Source organism: Bradyrhizobium genomosp. III (genome assembly GCF_000261705.1).
Taxonomy (GTDB): Bacteria; Pseudomonadota; Alphaproteobacteria; order Rhizobiales; family Xanthobacteraceae; genus Bradyrhizobium; species Bradyrhizobium ottawaense.
This window is the reverse complement of the sequence record NZ_AJQF01000158.1, coordinates 1-17,871: the sequence shown is the minus strand read 5'-3', so window position 1 is coordinate 17,871 and position 17,871 is coordinate 1. Positions and strand designations below refer to the sequence as shown.

Here is a 17,871-nt window from a genome sequence, read left to right as displayed (position 1 = left end):
GGCGAGAACTGATCAGCTTGCCAGCCGCGCGCTGTCGCTTGCGCTGCGTCCGAGCGCGCGGGCAAGGACGCTTCCGAGCGTTCCGGCCTGTGACGCGCCGCCGCGCCAGGCCACGATCTGGTCGGGGCGGATCAAGGCGAGGTCGGCCCCATAGAGTTCGCGCAAGGATGCCGGCAGCGTGACCAGCTTCAAATCGACCCCGAGCGCGCGGACGGCGCCGGTGACCGCAGCGGGCGCCGACGCGATCTCGCCGAACTGGAGCAGCGTCCATTCGAACCCGAACAGGTCGTACAGGGACACGCCATCGTCCAACCACGCATGCGGTGCGCGGCCACCGGGGCAGGCGCTGGGAACGTAGACGTTTGCGGCATCGGGCGGCGGCTGGCTGCCATCGGAGACGATGATCGGCGAGCCGTGGTACCGTCCGCCGAAGGTGACACCGGGGATGTTGAATTCGGCACGGGCGTGCTGCTCGAGATAGATGCCCGCCGTCCGCCGCGCCTCGCTGCCTTCGTCGGTGGCGTCCTCGATCTCAGGCGCCGGTGCGAACAGACCAAGGGAGTCCGCAAAGCGCCGCGCATAGTCGGTATTGCGGAGCGCCACCGGACGCCGCTCGACCTCGTAGCTGTCGAGCAGCGTTGCCGGGCTCAGACTCTTGACGACGCTTGCGAGCTTCCAGCCGAGATTGACCGCATCCTCGATCGCGGTGTTGTATCCGAGCCCGCCGGTCGGCGTGAACAGATGCGCGGCGTCGCCGCCGAGGAACACCCTGCCCCGTTGCATGCCGTCCGCCACCAGCGCGTGACCGGCGGTCCAGGTCAGGAAGGACAGCACCTCGCAATCGATCGGCGCGCCGCACGCGCGTTGGAACGCGGCCTTGGCCTCGTTGATCGTGATCGCACTTTCGTCCTCGCCCGGCCGAAGCTGCGTGTGAAACGCGAATTCGTCACGCCCGTTCACCGAGGCCATGAAGGCGCGGCGGTCGCCGTTGAAGCAATTGTACATCCACGCCTTGGCATGCGGGATGCTCGCGTAGAACTCCGGTGAGCGGAGATAGACCGCCAGCATGCGGCCGCCCATGAAGTCACGCTGCGTTCCGGTCTCCCCGCCATAGACAATGCCGAGCGACTGGCGGACCGTCGAGCGCGGCCCGTCCGCTCCGACCAGGAAGTTGGCCCGGACCTGAAAACGGCTGCCGTCCTCAAGACATTCGATCTCGCCGACGATGCCGTCATCGCTTTCGACGTAGCCGATCAGCCGGTGGCCATAGTTCAGCTTGATGCCGGCAAGCCGTTCGGCATGGCGACGCAGCACCGCCTCGACATATTTCTGCGAGACCCGGTGCGGCAGCTCCGCCGCGCTCCAGGAGCCCGACATGCCCTTGATCAGCTCGCCCGCGCGCGACGAGGACGGCAGGGCAAACCGCGCCAGCTCGTAGCCGGCATAACGGGTGAAGTACGCAACGTCGGTCGGGTAGTCCGCGGGCAGGCCTTCGCGCCTGATCTCGTCGGCAAAACCCAGCCGCCGGTAGTGCTCCATCGAGCGCGCCTGCGTTGCATTGGCCTGCGGATTGAACGCGGTCCCCGGCTTCTCGTCGACCAGGATCGCGGACACACCGCGACGGCCGAGCTCGTTGGCCAGCATCAGCCCGCAGGGCCCCCCGCCCACGATGAGCACCGCGGCCGTCAGACGTGTTTCCAAGACGCTTCTCCCTACCAGCATTATCTTGCATAGTAAGGAAGCCTGACGATATCGTCAAGTCGCCTGACTAATCGACATCCTCGAGCGTGTCGAACCTCTCGCCATAGACCGCCAGTCCCTTCAGGATCGCGTCCATCGTGGCCTTGCCGAGCTCGGCGCGCATCTCCTGCTCGGCGATGTCCACGGCATCGCGGAACGCATCCAGCCATTTGCGCCCGGCGGGCGTGAACATGACGATGCGCGCGCGCCGGTCGGTCGGATCGGCGATACGATTGACGAGGCCGAGCTCGGCGCATTGATCGACCAGCTCGCCCATCGCCTGCTTGCTCATGGAGGCGCGGCGGGCGAGCTCGGTGAGCCTCGTTCCCTCGACGTCGAGATTGCGGGTCAGGCTGACATGCGCGATGCGCGTCTCGTCGTGCCCCTTCTCGCTCATCAATTCGAGCACGCGGCCTTCGAAGCGCCGCACGGCGTTGTTGAGCAGGCGACCGATATTGGCATGCCGCCACGCGGTGCCGGATGTGGCGCCGGATATCCTGGATTTCACGAGATCTGCTTCCGATTCGGACTGATCGAGATTGCGCGAGGCTAACACAAGAGGCAGCCCGCGCGCTCGGACAGCCGATCAGCGCGCATTGCGGCTGTGACGCCACGGGCGGCATGAATCAAAACGCCGCCCGTCATCCCGTGCTTCGAGCGCTCCCGGCAAGGGGCGCTTACTGGGAACGATCCGAGGTCCAGCCCTTGTACTCGGCGACATTGTCCCTGGTCACCAGCTTGGACGGCAGCAGCTCGACGGTCGAGGCCGGCTTCTGGCCATTGAGAATGCCGACGCCCACCTGCACGGCCCGCCGCGCCATGAAGAACGGGTCCTGCGAAGCCGAGGCCTGGATCTGCGGCGACTGCGGATCCTTCAGCGCGGCCTCGATATCGGGCGCGCCGTCGACCGCGGTGATGACGATTCCGCTGCGGTTCTGCTGGCGCGCCGCAAGGTCGGTGCCGATCGCCTGCGGGTCGTTGATGGCGAAGATGGCGTCGATCTTGGGGAAGCGCGTCAGATAACCCTGCGCGACGGTGAGGCCGCCTTCGCGCGAGCCTTTGCCGTCCTGGTCGTTGGACAACACCTTGATGCCGGCATTCTTCGAGAAGACGTTCTTGCAGCCGACGACGCGGTCGATCACCGCCGAGACCTGCGGCCCGTTCTCGATGATGACGTCGCCCTTGCCGCCCAGCTTGTCGACGATGTACTGGCAGGAGATCTCACCGGCCTGCACGTTGTTCGTGGTCACGGTGGCGTCGGCGCCTTCGGCCGCGGTGTCGACCGCGACGACGACGATGCCTGCCGCCTGCGCCTTCTTGATCGCCGGCCCGATTGCCTTGGGATCGCCGGGGTTGAGCAGGATCAGGTCGACGCCAGCGGCAATGAAATTGTCGATCTGGGTGACCTGCTTGCCGAGGTCGTATTCGAAGCCGACTGCCGTGATCTTCACATTGGGATTGGTCTTCTTCGCCTCGAACTCGGCGCCCTTCGACAGCGCGACGAAGAACGGATTGCCCATCGATCCCAGCGAGACGCCGATCGACTTGAGCTCCTTGGCGAAGGATGGCGCGGCGCTGAGGGCAAGCGCCGTCGCGGCGCCGGCGAGCATGATCGTCTTCAACATGGACTTCCTCCCTGGTCTGTCTTCGTCCCCGGCGCGGCAGACCAGTTGCCGCAACGGAACCTCGCATTCAAGTTCTGGCAGAGCCCTTCAAGTTCTGGCGGAGCCCTGCAGCCGGTAGCGATCGAGCGCCACGGCGCCGATGATCACCAGGCCCTTGATGACATATTGCCAGATGTCGGAGACGCCGACGAGGATCAAGCCGTTCGACAGCACGGCGATGATCAACGCGCCGACCAGCGTGCCCCAGATCGAGCCGATGCCGCCGACGAAGGAGGTGCCGCCGAGGATCACGGCGGTGATCGCGTCGAGTTCGTAGGACTGGCCGAGCTGCAGGCCGTTGGCCGCATAGAGCCGCGCCGCCTGCATGGCGCCGCCGAGCCCGGCGAAAAGCCCGGAGACGCCGTAGACGAAGATCAGCACGCCCCAGACCTTGATGCCGGCAAGCCGCGCCGCGCTTTCATTGCCGCCCACGGCATAGATGTGCACGCCGAGTACGGTCCGGCGCAGCACCAGCCACGAGACGAGGATGACGAGCAAGGCGATCACCGAGAGCCACGGGATCGACGCGACGCCGGGGATGAGGGTCAGGGAGCCGTTGCCGATGAAGGCATAGGGAATGGACGGATTGAACACGGTGGTGTCGGCCCCGAGCAGTCGCGCCAGGCCGCGTACCGCAGTGAGAGAGCCGAGCGTGACGATGAAGGGCGGCAATCGGAGCAGCGCGATCAGCGCGCCGTTGACGACACCGAAGCCAAGGCCGGTGAGCAGCGCGGCCGGCAGCCAAAGCATCCCGAGCTCCGGTATCTTGGAGAGCGTCAGCCCGGCCATGGCGGAGGCCGCCAGGATCGAGCCGACCGAAAGGTCGATGCCGCCGGTGAGGATGACAAAGGTCATGCCTGCGGCAAGCACGGTGTTCACCGCGGCCTGCTGCAGCACGATGCCGAGATTTTGTCCGGTGAAGAAGCGGCCCTCGGACAGGAAGTGGAAGCCGATGCAGAGGATCAGGAGCACCGGCAACATACCGAGCGCGCTGATCAGCACCCTCACCCGCTGGCGCTTTGACTCTGCGGCAGCACCGTTGGTCGTCGTCGATGCCGGCTTGGCCTGCGAGGCACCATTGTCAGGCATCGAGATGCTCCATCCCCGTGGCAAGCGTCATGATGTCTTCCTGGTTCAACGGCGCCGTCTCGGTTCGCCGGACCTCGCCTGCGACCAGTCCCGACCGCATCACGACGACGCGGTCACAGATGCCGATGATCTCGGGCAGGTCGGACGAGATGACGAGGATCGCGGTGCCGGCCTTGGCAAGATTGTCGATGATCGAATAGATCTCGGATTTGGCGCCGACGTCGACGCCGCGCGTCGGCTCGTCGAGGATCAGCACCTTTGGCGCAATGGCAAGAAGCCGCGACAACAGCAGCTTCTGCTGATTGCCGCCGGACAGGCCGCCGGCGGGAACGCCGACGTTGGCGGCGCGGATGCTGAGCCCTGCGAAGGCCCGATCGGCGCGCTCGCGTGCCTTATCGCGATCCAGGAACCAGCCGAGCTTCGCATCGCGGCTGAGGACCGCGAGGTTGATGTTGTCCAGACATGACATGTCGAGAAACAGGCCGAGCGCCTTGCGGTCCTCCGTCAGATAGGCGATGCCGGCCTCAAGCGCCTCACCCGGCGTGCGGATCTCGACCGGCCGTCCCTCCAGCTCGAGCCGGCCGGAGGTTTTTGGCAACGCGCCGATGATGAGATGCGCAAGCTCGGTACGCCCGGCGCCGATCAGGCCGGCGAGACCGACCACCTCACCCGCGTGCACGGTCAGCGAGCAGCCCTTGACGCGCAGGCCATCGGCCATGTCGATCGCGGCGAGCACGGGATGGCCGCGTCCCGCCTCCGGATCATGGTCCTTCTTGTAGAACGATGAGACGTCGCGCCCGACCATCAGCCGCACGATGGTGTCCGCACGGATCTCGGGCTTGTCGAGCGAGCCGACCAGCCGGCCGTCGCGCAGCACGGTGACGCGGTCGCCGAGCGCGTAGACCTCGTCCATGCGATGCGAGATGTAGATGATGGCGAGGCCCTCGGCGCGAAGCTGGCGGATCAGCGCGAACAGCCGTGCGCTCTCGCCGGCCGACAGCGCCGTGGTCGGCTCGTCCATGATCAGGATCCTTGATCTCGCGTGCAGCGCACGCGCGATCTCGACCAGTTGCCGTTGCCCCATGGACAGATGCGCCACCAGCGTCGACGGCAGGAAGTCCGCACCGAGCCGCTTCAGGATGGGACCGACGCCCTCGCGCATGGCGCCGCGCGCCAGCAAGCCTGTCCGCGATATCTCTCGCCCCAGATAGATATTCTCGGCAACGCTGAGATTGGGCGCGAGCGACAGCTCCTGATAGATGATGGAGATGCCTGCCGCGCGGCCGCCGAGCGGACCTTCGATCCGTACCGGCTGTCCTTCGATGCGGATCTCGCCGCCGGGATCCGGCCGATAGGCGCCGGACAGGATCTTCATCAGCGTCGACTTGCCGGCGCCGTTCTCACCCATCAGGGCATGCATTTCACCGGCATAGACAGTGAGATCGACGGCGCGCAGCGCCTTGATGCCGAAGAAGGACTTTGAGACCCCGCGCATCTCGAGGATCGGATCGTTCATCGTGCCTCCCGGCGCACAATGCGTTTCCCACCCGCGTCTCAATCATTCTGTCAGCGCGGCTTGCGCATTAAACAAAAGGCCGCGGCACAGGGCAATACCGAACAGACGGGAATGTAGCATCGAGGCGATGCTAGTGGCGCGGCCGATACAGTTCGCGCCAGGCGGGAAGCCGCTCGGCATAAGCATCAGTCAGCCCGGTGTCAGGTTCGTACGTCTCGATGCGCTGCGGCCGGGTGCAAACGGCGGCGATCGCCTCACCGGTGACAGCAAGTCGCCCCAATCTCGCCGCACCGAACGCTGCGCCGGTCTCACCTCCGGCGAAGCGGTGGATCGGAACATTCAGCACGTTCGCCAGCACCGAGAGCCAGAAGCCGGACCGTGAACCACCGCCAATGGCATCGGCTTCCGTAATCACAATGCCAGCATCGGCGAGCGCGTCGCGGCAATCGGCCAGCGCGAAGGCAACGCCCTCGAGCACCGCCTGCACGATCGCCGCGCGATCGGTGCCATGGCTCAAACCATCGAGCATGCCGCGCACGACGGGATCGTCGTGCGGCGTCCGCTCACCCGCGAGATAAGGCAGGAAGCTCACCGGCGACGGCGCCTGTGGATGCGATCCAAGCGGCGCCAGCAACTCGGCCTCGCTGACGCCGAACAGGCGCGCGGCCCAGGCGAGGCAGGAGGCGGCCGACAGCATCGCGCCAGCCTGAATCCACATGCCGGGAACGGCGTGGCAGAAGGTATGCACCGCACAGTCCGGGTTCGCAGCGATTGTACTGGTCGGCGCCAGCAGGGCACCCGAGGTTCCCAAAGATACGAACGCGGTTCCCGGCTGGATCGCACCGATGCCGACGGCGCCCGCCGGATTGTCGCCAGCGCCGCCCGCGATCACCGGCTGCCTCACCATGCCCCAGCGCTGCGCGAGGTCGCTGCGCAATGTTGCTGCTGCCGCGCATCCCTCGACCAGGCGCGGCATGTGATCGCGCGACAGGCCGGTCGCGGCCAAGGCCTCGTCCGACCAGTCCCGGCGCGCGACGTCGAGCCATAGGGATCCCGACGCATCCGACACGTCCTCGACGGCCTCGCCTGACATCACCAGGCGCAGATAGGCCTTTGGCAGCAGCACCAATTTCGTCGCTGCAAAGACTTCAGGTTCGTGCGTCGCGACCCAGAGCAGTTTCGGCGCGGTAAAGCCTGGCATCGCCTTATTGCCCGTCACGGCACGCAAGGCAGGCCAGCGCTGCTCCAGGACGCGACACTCGGCGGCAGCGCGTCCGTCGTTCCACAGGATGCAAGGCCGCAGCGGCCTCGAGCTCGCATCGAGCAGCGTGGCGCCATGCATCTGGCCGGACAGCCCAATGCCCTCGACCGTCGCCAGCTCTTTTCCATGCGACGTCTTCAGGGCATCGAGCGTGGCGAAGGTCGCCTCGATCCATTGCGCGGGGTCCTGCTCGTAATAACCCGATTGCGTCGAGGTGATCATCAGCGGCCGGCTCTCGCTTGCAATCACGCGCTGGGCGCCGTCGACGAGAACGGTCTTGACTGCGGAGGTGCCGAGATCGATGCCGAGATACATGACTGCTTCCGCTCACTTCGCCGCGTCGATCCAGATCCCCGGCTCGGAATGCTCGCGGATGTGGCTGACCAGGAAGTCGGAAAACACCCTGATCTTGGCAGGCAGCCGGACGCGGTTTTGATAGGCGATGTTCATGGTGAGCAGCGGCAACTCCCAGCCCGTCAGGACAGGCACCAGCCGGCCGGCTGCGATATCGCTCTGCACGATGTAAAGCGGCTGGATCAGGATGCCGAGCCCCGCGCGTGCCGCACCGCAGATGATCTGGCCATCATTGCTGTCGAGCGTCGGCGCGATCCGCACCGTCTGCGTCGTGCTGCCCTGGCTGAGCCGCAGCGAATAGGGATCGTTGGCGAGATTGTAGATCAGCATGTTGTGGCGGGCGAGATCGGCAGGGTGCTCCGGCCGGCCGTGCTTCTCCAGATATGACGGCGCCGCCGCGAGCACGCGGTGCATCTGGCCGATGCGGCGGACGATGATGTTGGAATCCGGCTCGTGCTCGCGCGTGCGGATCGCCACGTCGATGCCGGCCTCGATGAAGTCCAGGTAGCGGTTTGCGCTGATGATCTGCACGCTGAGATCAGGATACAGCGCGCGGAAGGCGGGCAGCATCGGCGCGAGATAGATCATCGCAAAGGACAGCGAACTCGTCACGCGCAGCATGCCCTTCGGCGACAGCGCGCGGTCGGAGACGGCATCCTCGGCTTCGGCGAGCTCGTTCAACAACGTGCTGCAGCGCTGCAGAAGCTCCTGCCCTGCCTCCGTCAGCCATAGCCGGCGCGTGTTGCGTTCGATCAGCCGGACTGCGAGCCGTTCCTCCAGCGCGCTGAGGTGGCGGCTGGCGGCCGCGTTCGACATCCGCAGGATTTCGGCGGCCTTGGACAGGCTGCCGAGTTCGGCGGTTTTGGAGAAGACTTCGAGTTGGAGCAGCCGGTCCATTTTTGCTAAAAGAGGAAAAGAGACTTACAAATTTTGGCCTTTATTTCCGTTTTCTGCAAGGCAAAATAGCCACAACGAGACATAATCGCAGGCGAGGAAAATCAGGAAATGTCGGGCCCGATCAGGCACATCGTGATGTGGCGGTTGCGCGGGGAAAGCCCCGAGGAGCGCTCCGCCGCCCGGGTCAAGGTCAAGACCCTGTTCGAGGGCCTCAAGGGTAGGATCGACGGCCTCACCCATATCGAAGTCGGCATGGACGTCAGTGCGGTCGACTACGCCTGCGACGTGGTGCTGTTCTCGGAATTTACCGACCAGGCCGCGCTCTCGGCCTATGCCAACCATCCCGAACATCTACGCGTGCGCGAGGCGCTTGGCGACTTGCGGATCGGACGCTTCCAGGTCGATTATCCCATCAAAGAGACCGGCGCATGATCGGTTCGTTCACCTTTGAAAACCTGCCCTGCCGCGTCGTCTTCGGTAGCGGAACGCTTGGCTCCGCCAAGGCCGAGGTGGAACGGCTCGGCGGCAAGCGCGCGCTTGTGCTGACGACGCCGCAGCAGGAGGCGCAGGGCAAGAGCCTTGGGGCGGCGCTCGGCCCGCTCTATGCCGGCATCTTTCCCGGGGCCACCATGCACACGCCGGTCGAGGTCACGGAGCGTGCGCTCGCGGCAATGAAGGCGTGCGAGGCCGACTGCGTCGTCTCGCTCGGCGGCGGCTCGACCACCGGCCTCGGCAAGGCGCTGGCGCTGCGAACCGGCGTCAACCAGCTCTGCATTCCCACCACCTATGCAGGCTCGGAGATGACGCCGATCGTCGGCCAGACCGAGAACGGCCTGAAGACCACCGTGCGCGATGCGGCTATCCTGCCGGAGACCGTGATCTACGATGTCGATCTCACTTTGACGCTGCCGGCGGGTCTCGCCGCGACATCAGGCATCAACGCGATCGCCCACGCGGTGGAAGCGCTTTACGCGCGCGACACCAATCCCGTGACGTCGCTGATGGCGGAAGAAGGCATCCGCGCACTGGCCCGCGCCCTGCCCGCCATCGCCGCCAAGAGCGACGACCGCGAGGCCCGCACAGAAGCGCTTTACGGCGCCTGGCTGTGCGGTGTTTGTCTGGGCACCGTCGGCATGGCGCTGCATCACAAGCTCTGCCACACGCTCGGCGGAACCTTCGACCTGCCGCATGCCGAGACCCACACCATCGTGCTGCCGCATGCGCTGGCCTACAATGCGCCGGCGGTGCCCGACGCCATGATGCGCATCTCGCGCGCGATTGGCGCTGCCGATGCATCGCAGGGACTTTTCGAACTTGCGAAGCGGCTGGGTGCGAAGACGGCGCTGCGCGATATCGGCATGCCCGAGGGCGGCATCGACAAGGCGGCTGATCTTGCCGTCACCAACGCCTACTGGAATCCGCGCCCGCTCGAGCGCGGCGCCATTCGCGATCTGATCGCACGCGCCTGGGCCGGCGAGCCGCCGGGCGCTGTCAAAACGGCGGCGTGAGATCATGCGACGCACGCTGATCAGATCCGCGACCGTCATCAGCATGGATGACGCGATCGGCGACCTCGGCACCGGCGACGTGCTGGTCGAGGGCAACCGGATCGTCGAGGTGCGACCATCGATCGATGTCGCGACCGATACGGAGATCATCGACGGAAAGGGTCGCATCGTCATCCCCGGCCTGATCAACGCGCATATGCACACCTGGCAGACGGGCCTGCGCGGCTATGCCGCGAACTGGACACTGCTGGAATATTTCCGCCGCATGCATGCCGGGCTGGCCACCGTGTTCCGGCCCGACGACATCCATATCGCGACGCTGGTCGGCGCGCTGAACCAGATCAACTGCGGCACGACAACACTCGTCGACTGGTGTCACAACAATCCGACACCTGATCATACCGACGCTGCCGTGCGCGGCCTGATCGAGAGCGGCATTCGTGCCGCGTTCTTCCATGGCTCGCCAAAGCCGGAGCCAAAGCCCGGCGAGCCGCATTTCTCGGAAGTGCCGCATCCGCGCCGCGAGGTCGAGCGGCTGCTCACGGGTCCCCTCGCCGACCGCGACGGCCTTGTCACGCTGGGCCTTGCGATCCTCGGCCCGCATTATTCGACGCTCGAGGTCGCCATGCATGATTTACGCATGGCGCGCGAGCTCAAGCTGATCGCATCGATGCATCAGGGCGGCGGTCCGGCCAAGACGCCCGGCGGCTGGGAGAAGCTGATCGAAGCCGGCCTCGTCGGCACCGACATCAACATCGTCCATGGCAACGATTTGCCCGACAATCTCCTCGACATGATGGTCGATCTCGGCGTCTCCTTCTCGGTGACGCCCGAGAACGAGATGATCCAGGGCCATGGCTTTCCGATCACCGGACGGTTGCTCAGGCGTGGCGTGCGGCCGACCATCGGCATTGACCTCGAATCCATCCTGGCCGGCGACCTGTTCTCCGCCGCGCGCATTGCGCTCTCGATGCAGCGATCGCTCGACAATGCGGAGTCCCGCAAGACCCGCGGCACCATCCCCGCGACGACCACGATCCCCGTGCGCGAGGCGCTGCGCTGGATCACGACGGAAGGCGCCCGCATGCTCGGCCGCGAGCGCCAGATCGGCTCGCTGACGCCAGGCAAGCTCGCCGATCTCGTCATCATCAACGCCGGCGATCTCAACCTCGTCCCGGTGCATGATCCCGTCGCCACCGTCGTGATGCAGACGAGCCTCGCCAATATCGAGGCCGTCATGATCGGCGGCGCCTGGAAGAAGCGGAACGGTCGACTGCTGGCTGAGGGGTTGGAGACCAAGAAAGAGTTGCTGGCGCAATCCGGCCGGCGGTTGGTGCAGGACATCGAACGACAGGGACGCGCCGCCTGAGGCGCCAACGGACAACAACAATGACAGATACCTCGAAAATCATCGCTTTCATCGGGATCGGCAAGATGGGGCTGCCGATGTCGGCGCTCGTCGCCAAGGCCGGTTTTGCCGTCACCGCGTTCGACCAGAGCGCGGCGCGGATCAACGAGGCACGCGCGCAAGGTATTGCGATTGCCGCATCGCCGGCCGAGGCCGTGAGCGGCAAGGCGGCTGTCGTCACCTCCCTGCCCGACGACGTCGCGTTGCGCGGCGCCCTGCTCGGCCCCACCGGCGTCATCGCCGCGATGGCGCCGGGCGCCATTTTGATCGAAACCAGCACTGTCAGTGTCGAGGCTTCTACTGAAGTCGCGGCCGCGGCACAGGCCCGCGGGATTGCCTATCTGCGCGCACCGGTCTCCGGCAATGCCAGCATCGTTCATACCGGCGCCTTGACTTGCTTCGTCTCGGGGCCGAATGACGCCTTCGAAAACGCAAAGCCGCTGTTCGCCGCCTTCACCCGCGCACAGACCTATCTTGGACCAGCTGAGGAAGCCCGCTACGCAAAGCTCTCGGTCAATCTGATGATTGCGGTGTCGGCCGCGATGATGGCCGAGAGCCTGGCGCTGGCGCGCAAGGGCGGCATCGCCTGGCAGGATATCTTGAAGGTGCTCGACGACAGCGCGGTGGCCTCGCCGATGGTGAAATACAAGACCGCGCCGCTACGAACCCGCGATTTCGAGTCGACCTTCTCCTGCAAGCAGATGGCCAAGGATCTCGACCTGATCCTGGGTGCCGGCCATGCCGTCGGCGTGCCGTTGCAGCTGGCGGCCCAAGTGCGCGAGACCTACGGCTCGCTGGTCGCGCAAGGCGACGGCGACACCGACTTCATCGCGACGGTCAAGCACCTGGAACGGCTGTCCGGGCTCGGCGAGCCCAAACTCTGATCGGCGGAAGGCACACATATGCGCAATTTCAACGAGAACACGATCACCGACGCCGTGCTGGAGCGGATCAAGGACGCAACCGATCCGCGCATCAAGCAGGTCAGCGAAGCGCTGGTGCGCCACCTTCATGCCTTCGTCCGCGAGGTGCGGCCGACCCAGAAGGAATGGGAATTCGGCATCGATTTCCTGACCCGCACCGGCCACATGTGCGACGACAAGCGCCAGGAGTTCATCCTGTTGTCGGACACGCTCGGCGTCTCCATGCTGGTCGACGCGATCAACCATCCGGTGCCAGAGGGCGCGACCGAAACCACGGTGCTCGGCCCGTTCTTCGTCCAGGCCGCACCGGAAAAGGACAGCGGCGCGGATATCTCCGGTCCGATGGAGGGCGATCCGATGCTGGTCACCGGCTCGGTGGCGACCGTCGACGGCAAGCCGCTCGTGGGCGCCGTCGTCGACGTCTGGCACTCCGACGATGATGGTTATTACGACGTGCAGCAGCTCGATGCCATTGGCGATCTCGCGATGCGCGCGCGCTTCCACACCGACGCCAACGGCAGATTCCATTTCTGGTCGATCAAGCCGGCCGCCTATCCCGTTCCGCATGACGGCCCGGTTGGCGAGATGCTCGAGGCGCAGGGCCGCCATCCCTGGCGCCCCGCGCATGTGCATTTCATGATTTCCGCGCCCGGCTTCGAGCAGCTCGTCACACATGTGTTCGTTGCCGGCGACCAGTATCTCGACTCGGACGTGGTGTTCGGCGTCAAAGACAGCCTGATCCGCGAATTCACCAGGCATCCGGCCGGCCGTGCGCCGGATGGTCGCATGGTGGACAGCGAGTATTTCCATCTCAACTATGATTTCGGCCTAAAGCAGGTCGCGAGCAACGCAAGAGCCGCTTAAGCTAGAGCGGCGACGGACCAGCAAGAGTCCGGCAACAGGGGGCAGACGGGAGCTGAGGATGGGACCGCGGGTCAGCACGAGCATCTTGGCCGAGCGCCTCACGGGCATGATCGGCCCGCGCGCGAGCGTTGCGCGCGGCGTGCTCGATCAGCACGGGCAGAGCGAGTCGCATTATCGCAATTTGCCGCCGGACATCGTCGTCTTCCCTGAGACCACGCAGGAGGTCGCGGAGATCGTCAAGCTGTGCGCGAGCGCGGGCATGCCGATCGTCCCGTACGGCGCCGGCACCTCGCTCGAAGGCAATGCGGCCTCGGTCGCGGGCGGCGTCTGCTTCGACTTAGCCCGCATGAACAGGGTGCTCAGCGTGCACGACAGCGACATGGATGTCGTGGTGCAGCCCGGCATTACCCGCAAGCAGCTCAATGCAGAGCTGCGCAACACCGGCCTGTTCTTCCCGATCGACCCCGGCGCCGACGCCTCGATTGGCGGCATGACCTCGACGCGCGCCTCCGGCACCATGGCGGTGCGCTACGGCACGATGAAGGACAATGTCATGGCGCTGGAGGTGGTGCTGGCCGACGGCCGGGTGATCCGGACCGCGAAGCGTGCGCGGAAGTCGGCAGCCGGCTACGACCTGACGCGCCTGTTCGTCGGCGCGGAGGGCACGCTCGGAATCATCACCGAGATCACGCTGAAGGTGCATCCCGTCCCACAGGCGATCTCGGCCGCGGTCTGCAGCTTCGACACCCTGCACGACGCCGTCGATACCGCGATCTCCGTGATCCAGTCCGCGATCCCCGTGGCGCGCATCGAGCTGCTCGACGACGTCATGATGCGCGGCATCAATGCCTATGCCAAGCTCGGTTACCGCGAAGCGCCCACCCTGTTCTTCGAATTTCACGGATCCGAGACCTCGGTCGACGAGCAGGCCGAGGCCGCGCAGGCGATCGCCGCCGACCATGGCGGCCATGGCTTTGCCTGGGCCAAGGCACAGGAAGACCGCAGCCGGCTCTGGCACGCCCGCGACAACACGCTCTATGCCGGCCTCGGCCTCCGGCCCGGCGCACGCGCCGTGATCACCGATGTCTGCGTGCCGATCTCGCGGCTGGCGGAATGCCTGACCGAGACGCGGCGCGACGCTGACGAGCACGGCTTTACCGCGCCGATCGTTGGCCATGTCGGCGACGGCAATTTCCACATGCTGATCCTGATCGACCCGGCTCAGCCCGAGGAGGCCGAAGGCGCTAAGGCGCTTCAGGCCCGCATGGTCGCCCGCGCCATCGCCATGGACGGCACCTGTACCGGCGAGCATGGCATCGGGCTCGGCAAGATCGACTATCTCACCGACGAGCTTGGCGAAGCCGTCGATGTGATGCGATCCATCAAGGCCGCACTCGATCCGAATGATCTGATGAACCCCGGAAAGATCTTTGCGAGCGGAGCCAAGGCATGAGTGACAAGGCATGAGCGACGCGCTTCCGATCGAGGTCACCTCGCCCACCCCGCTGCTGGAGCTGCGCGGCATCAGCAAGGAGTTTCCCGGCGTCAAGGCGCTGGATGACGTGTCCTTTGCCGTCTACCCCGGCGAAGTCCACATGCTGCTCGGGGAGAACGGCGCCGGCAAGTCGAGCCTGATGAAGGTGCTGTGCGGTGCCTACCGCGCCGACGCTGGCGAGTTCTATTTTGAGGGCAAGAAGGTCGCGATCTCCTCGACCGCGGATGCGCAGAAGCTCGGCATTGCCGTGATCTTCCAGGAATTCTCGCTGGTCCCCTATCTCGATATCGCACAGAACATCTTCCTCGGCCGCGAGCCGAAAGGCCACATCCCCGGCGCCATCGACCGCCGCAAGATCCTGGCTGACGCAAAGCGCGTGCTCGACACCATCGGCTTCGACATCGATCCCTCCACCATCGTCGACAAGCTCGGCGTCGCGCAGCAGCAGATGGTCGAGATCGCCAAGGCGATCAGCCAGGACGCCCGCATCCTCGTGATGGACGAGCCGACCGCGGCGCTGTCCGACCGCGAGACCGAGCTGCTGTTTGCCCTGATCGCACGGCTGAAGGCCGACGGCGTGTCGATCGTCTACATCTCGCACCGCATGGCCGAAGTGTTCGCACTCGGTGATCGTATCACGGTACTGCGCGACGGCCGACGCATCGACGGCGTCCGGCCCGCCGACGTCACGCCGGACCAGCTCGTCCGCATGATGGTCGGCCGCAACGTCGACATGACCTATCCGCGCAATTTTGCCGACAAGCCTGGCGAGCTGCTGCTCGAGGTCAAGGGCCTGACCGCCTCGACCGGCATCTCCGACATCAACATCGAGGTGCGCCGCGGCGAGATCGTCGGCCTGTGCGGCCTGGTCGGCTCGGGCCGCAGCGAAGTCGCACGCGCCATCTTCGGCGCCGATCCCGTGACGTCGGGCGAGATCATCTTCGACGGCAAGGCCATCTCCGGCGAGCCGGACCTCGCCGCTCGCCGCGGCATCGCGCTGATCCCGGAGAGTCGCAAGAGCGAAGGTCTCGCGCTGCTGCGCTCGGTGAGCGACAATCTGGTGGTGTCGGCGCTGCGAAAGCTGTTCCCGAGCGGGCTGTTCGACCAGCGCGGTGCGCAGCGCACCTCCGATGCCCTGATCCGGCAATTGAGGATCGCGACACCGAGTGCGCGTCAGACCGTCGGCCTGCTCTCGGGCGGCAACCAGCAGAAGGTCGTGATCGGCAAATGGCTGGCGGCCGGCTCAAAGCTCTTCATCTTCGACGAGCCGACGCGCGGCATCGACATCGGCGCCAAGTCCGAGATCTTTGCGCTGATCGACCGCCTGGTCGCGGAAGGCGCGGCGGCGCTGATGATCTCGTCCGAACAGGTCGAGATCTGCCATGTCTGCGACCGCGCCTATGTGATGCGCGAGGGGCGCATCGCCGGCCACCTGAACCGCAACGAACTGACCGAGGAGAACATCGTGCGACTGGGGATGCATCATGCGTGAAGCCGCGGTCGTTTCACAGCCCAATCCGCTGCAACGCATTCCCGGCGTTGCCATCGTGCTCGTGCTCCTGGTCACGCTGTTCAGCGTGATCGCGCCGGGATTTCTGTCGGTCGCCAATCTCTCCAACGTGCTCGTGCAGTCGACCATCCTGACCATGCTCGCGCTGCCGATGACGCTGATCATCATGACCGAGGGGCTGGACCTGTCGATGGGCGCGGTGCTGACGCTGACCTCGCTCTGCGTCGCGATCGTGTCGCTCGCCACCAAATCGATGCTGCTCGGTTTAGGCGCCGGCCTGCTGGTCGGCGCGGCCTTCGGCGTCGCCAACGGCTGGCTGGTGGCGATCCTGGGCATTCCGCCCTTCGTCGCCACGCTCGGTACGCTCGGCATGGCGCAGGGCCTGTCGCTGATCGTCAGCGACGGCCAGAGCGTGGTCGGCATCCCCCACGGCGTCCGCGACATTTATTCAGCGACGCTGCTCGGCATTCCCGTGCCGATCGTGATGGCTCTCGTGACCTACGCGGCGTTCCACGGCCTGCTCTATCACACCCGCTTCGGCACCTACATTTTCGCACTCGGCGGCAATCGCGAGGCGCTGCGCTATGCCGGCCTCTCGCCGAACCGTCTGCTGATCGCGGTCTACGCGATCGGTGGCGCCATGGCGGGCATCGCGGGCCTGTTGATGACCGCGCGGATGAATTCCGGCCACCCCACCGCCGGCCTCGGACTTGAATTCGATGCCATCGCCGCCGTCGCGGTCGGCGGCACCTCGTTCGAGCGCGGCAATGGCTGGCTGCTCGGTACCCTGCTCGGCGTCCTCTCGGTCGGCGTGTTGCGCAACGGGTTGAACCTGATCTCGCTGCCGTCCTCGGTGCAGGTCGCAAGCGTCGGCGTCCTCGTCATCGTCGCGCTGTTCCTCGATGGTCTCAGGAGCCGGGCATGACCGACATCACCAAAGAGGCGATGATGCCGCCCCGTTCCTTCCTGTCGCAGGATGCGATCCAGGTGTTCTATCGCCTGCTCGCGGCCCTCTTGATCTGCGCGGTGCTCGCCGTGCTCAGCGATTCCTTCCTGAGCCTCGGCAACATCCTCAACGTGCTCCGGCAGGCGAGCCTGACCTTCTTCATCGCCTCCGGCCTGACGCTGGTGGTGCTGACGGCCGGCCTCGACCTCTCCGTTGGCGCCAATGTTGCGCTGTCGGCCTGCATCGCCGGGACCGTGATCCACAAGACCGGCTCGCCGGCGCTCGGCATCCTCACCGGGCTTGCCTGCGGCGGCATCGTTGGCCTGCTCAACGGCGTCATGGTCACCGCGCTGCGCATCCCCTCCTTCATCGCCACCTATGGCATGCTCTGGGTGCTGAACGGCCTCACCTATTGGTACATGGCCGGCGAGACGCTGCACGGCTTCCCGGCGGGCTTCCGACAGATCGGCAGCGGTTATCTGTTCGGCCTGCCCATCCCGGTCTATCTGCTGCTGGTGTTCCTCGGGATCGGGACGCTGTTTGCGCAACGGACGATCTGGGGCCAGGAGATCTATGCGATCGGCGCTAATCCGGTCGCCGCGCGCCTCTCCGGCATTCCGGTCCCGCGCCGCCTGCTGCTGGTCTATGCGGTCTCAGGCACCATGGCGGGACTTGCCTCGATCATCTTCCTGTCGC

Annotated in this window: 16 protein-coding genes; 9 read left to right on the top strand and 7 right to left on the bottom strand. The window is 65.7% G+C overall.

The window, feature by feature from the left end:
* Positions 1-12: 12 nt before the first annotated feature.
* The 7 genes from IC66_RS0113335 to IC66_RS0113305 all read right to left on the bottom strand — a co-directional run bounded on the left by IC66_RS0113335 (position 13) and on the right by IC66_RS0113305 (position 8,521).
* Positions 13-1,722: an FAD-dependent oxidoreductase gene (locus IC66_RS0113335; protein WP_038947963.1), complete on the bottom strand. Its 1,710-nt coding sequence runs from the start codon at positions 1,720-1,722 to the stop codon at positions 13-15.
* Positions 1,723-1,768: 46 nt separating this feature from the next.
* Positions 1,769-2,236, bottom strand: a complete 468-nt coding sequence (locus IC66_RS0113330) for a MarR family winged helix-turn-helix transcriptional regulator (protein ID WP_370126384.1) — start codon at positions 2,234-2,236, stop codon at positions 1,769-1,771.
* A gap of 181 nt (positions 2,237-2,417) precedes the next feature.
* A complete protein-coding gene (locus IC66_RS0113325; protein WP_028142493.1) occupies positions 2,418-3,365 on the bottom strand; it encodes an ABC transporter substrate-binding protein in 948 nt (315 codons plus the stop codon).
* A gap of 87 nt (positions 3,366-3,452) precedes the next feature.
* Positions 3,453-4,493, bottom strand: coding sequence for an ABC transporter permease subunit (locus tag IC66_RS0113320; protein ID WP_038947961.1), 1,041 nt, complete (start codon positions 4,491-4,493; stop codon positions 3,453-3,455).
* Positions 4,486-6,009, bottom strand: a complete 1,524-nt coding sequence (locus IC66_RS0113315) for a sugar ABC transporter ATP-binding protein (protein ID WP_038947960.1) — start codon at positions 6,007-6,009, stop codon at positions 4,486-4,488. Before IC66_RS0113315 ends, IC66_RS0113320 begins: the two co-directional genes overlap by 8 nt.
* A 130-nt stretch (positions 6,010-6,139) precedes the next feature.
* Complete coding sequence (gene xylB, locus IC66_RS0113310; protein WP_038947958.1) at positions 6,140-7,585, bottom strand: xylulokinase; 1,446 nt, start codon at positions 7,583-7,585, stop codon at positions 6,140-6,142.
* Between the two features lie 12 nt (positions 7,586-7,597).
* Positions 7,598-8,521, bottom strand: coding sequence for a LysR family transcriptional regulator (locus IC66_RS0113305; protein ID WP_038947957.1), 924 nt, complete (start codon positions 8,519-8,521; stop codon positions 7,598-7,600).
* A 108-nt stretch (positions 8,522-8,629) separates the two neighbouring features.
* Here IC66_RS0113305 and IC66_RS0113300 point away from each other — a divergent pair, with 108 nt between their 5' ends.
* The 9 genes from IC66_RS0113300 to IC66_RS0113260 all read left to right on the top strand — a co-directional run.
* Positions 8,630-8,953, top strand: coding sequence for a Dabb family protein (locus tag IC66_RS0113300; RefSeq protein WP_038947956.1), 324 nt, complete (start codon positions 8,630-8,632; stop codon positions 8,951-8,953).
* Positions 8,950-10,029, top strand: coding sequence for a maleylacetate reductase (locus IC66_RS0113295; RefSeq protein WP_038947955.1), 1,080 nt, complete (start codon positions 8,950-8,952; stop codon positions 10,027-10,029). Before IC66_RS0113300 ends, IC66_RS0113295 begins: the two co-directional genes overlap by 4 nt.
* A gap of 4 nt (positions 10,030-10,033) precedes the next feature.
* Positions 10,034-11,398, top strand: a complete 1,365-nt coding sequence (locus tag IC66_RS0113290) for an amidohydrolase family protein (protein ID WP_038947954.1) — start codon at positions 10,034-10,036, stop codon at positions 11,396-11,398.
* A 20-nt stretch (positions 11,399-11,418) separates the two neighbouring features.
* The gene (locus tag IC66_RS0113285; protein ID WP_038947953.1) at positions 11,419-12,321 is read left to right on the top strand and encodes an NAD(P)-dependent oxidoreductase; all 903 of its coding nucleotides are present in this window, start codon (positions 11,419-11,421) and stop codon (positions 12,319-12,321) included.
* A gap of 18 nt (positions 12,322-12,339) precedes the next feature.
* Positions 12,340-13,224, top strand: coding sequence for an intradiol ring-cleavage dioxygenase (locus IC66_RS0113280; protein ID WP_028142485.1), 885 nt, complete (start codon positions 12,340-12,342; stop codon positions 13,222-13,224).
* A 58-nt stretch (positions 13,225-13,282) separates the two neighbouring features.
* Positions 13,283-14,677, top strand: a complete 1,395-nt coding sequence (locus IC66_RS0113275) for an FAD-linked oxidase C-terminal domain-containing protein (RefSeq protein WP_038947952.1) — start codon at positions 13,283-13,285, stop codon at positions 14,675-14,677.
* A gap of 10 nt (positions 14,678-14,687) precedes the next feature.
* Entirely contained in the window at positions 14,688-16,211 is a 1,524-nt protein-coding gene (locus IC66_RS0113270) for a sugar ABC transporter ATP-binding protein (protein WP_028142483.1), read from the top strand.
* The gene (locus tag IC66_RS0113265) at positions 16,204-17,154 is read left to right on the top strand and encodes an ABC transporter permease (protein WP_028142482.1); all 951 of its coding nucleotides are present in this window, start codon (positions 16,204-16,206) and stop codon (positions 17,152-17,154) included. Before IC66_RS0113270 ends, IC66_RS0113265 begins: the two co-directional genes overlap by 8 nt.
* Positions 17,151-17,871 (top strand): ABC transporter permease (locus tag IC66_RS0113260; protein ID WP_049806525.1); only part of this gene is annotated, 721 nt, incomplete at its 3' end. The genes IC66_RS0113265 and IC66_RS0113260, both read left to right, overlap by 4 nt.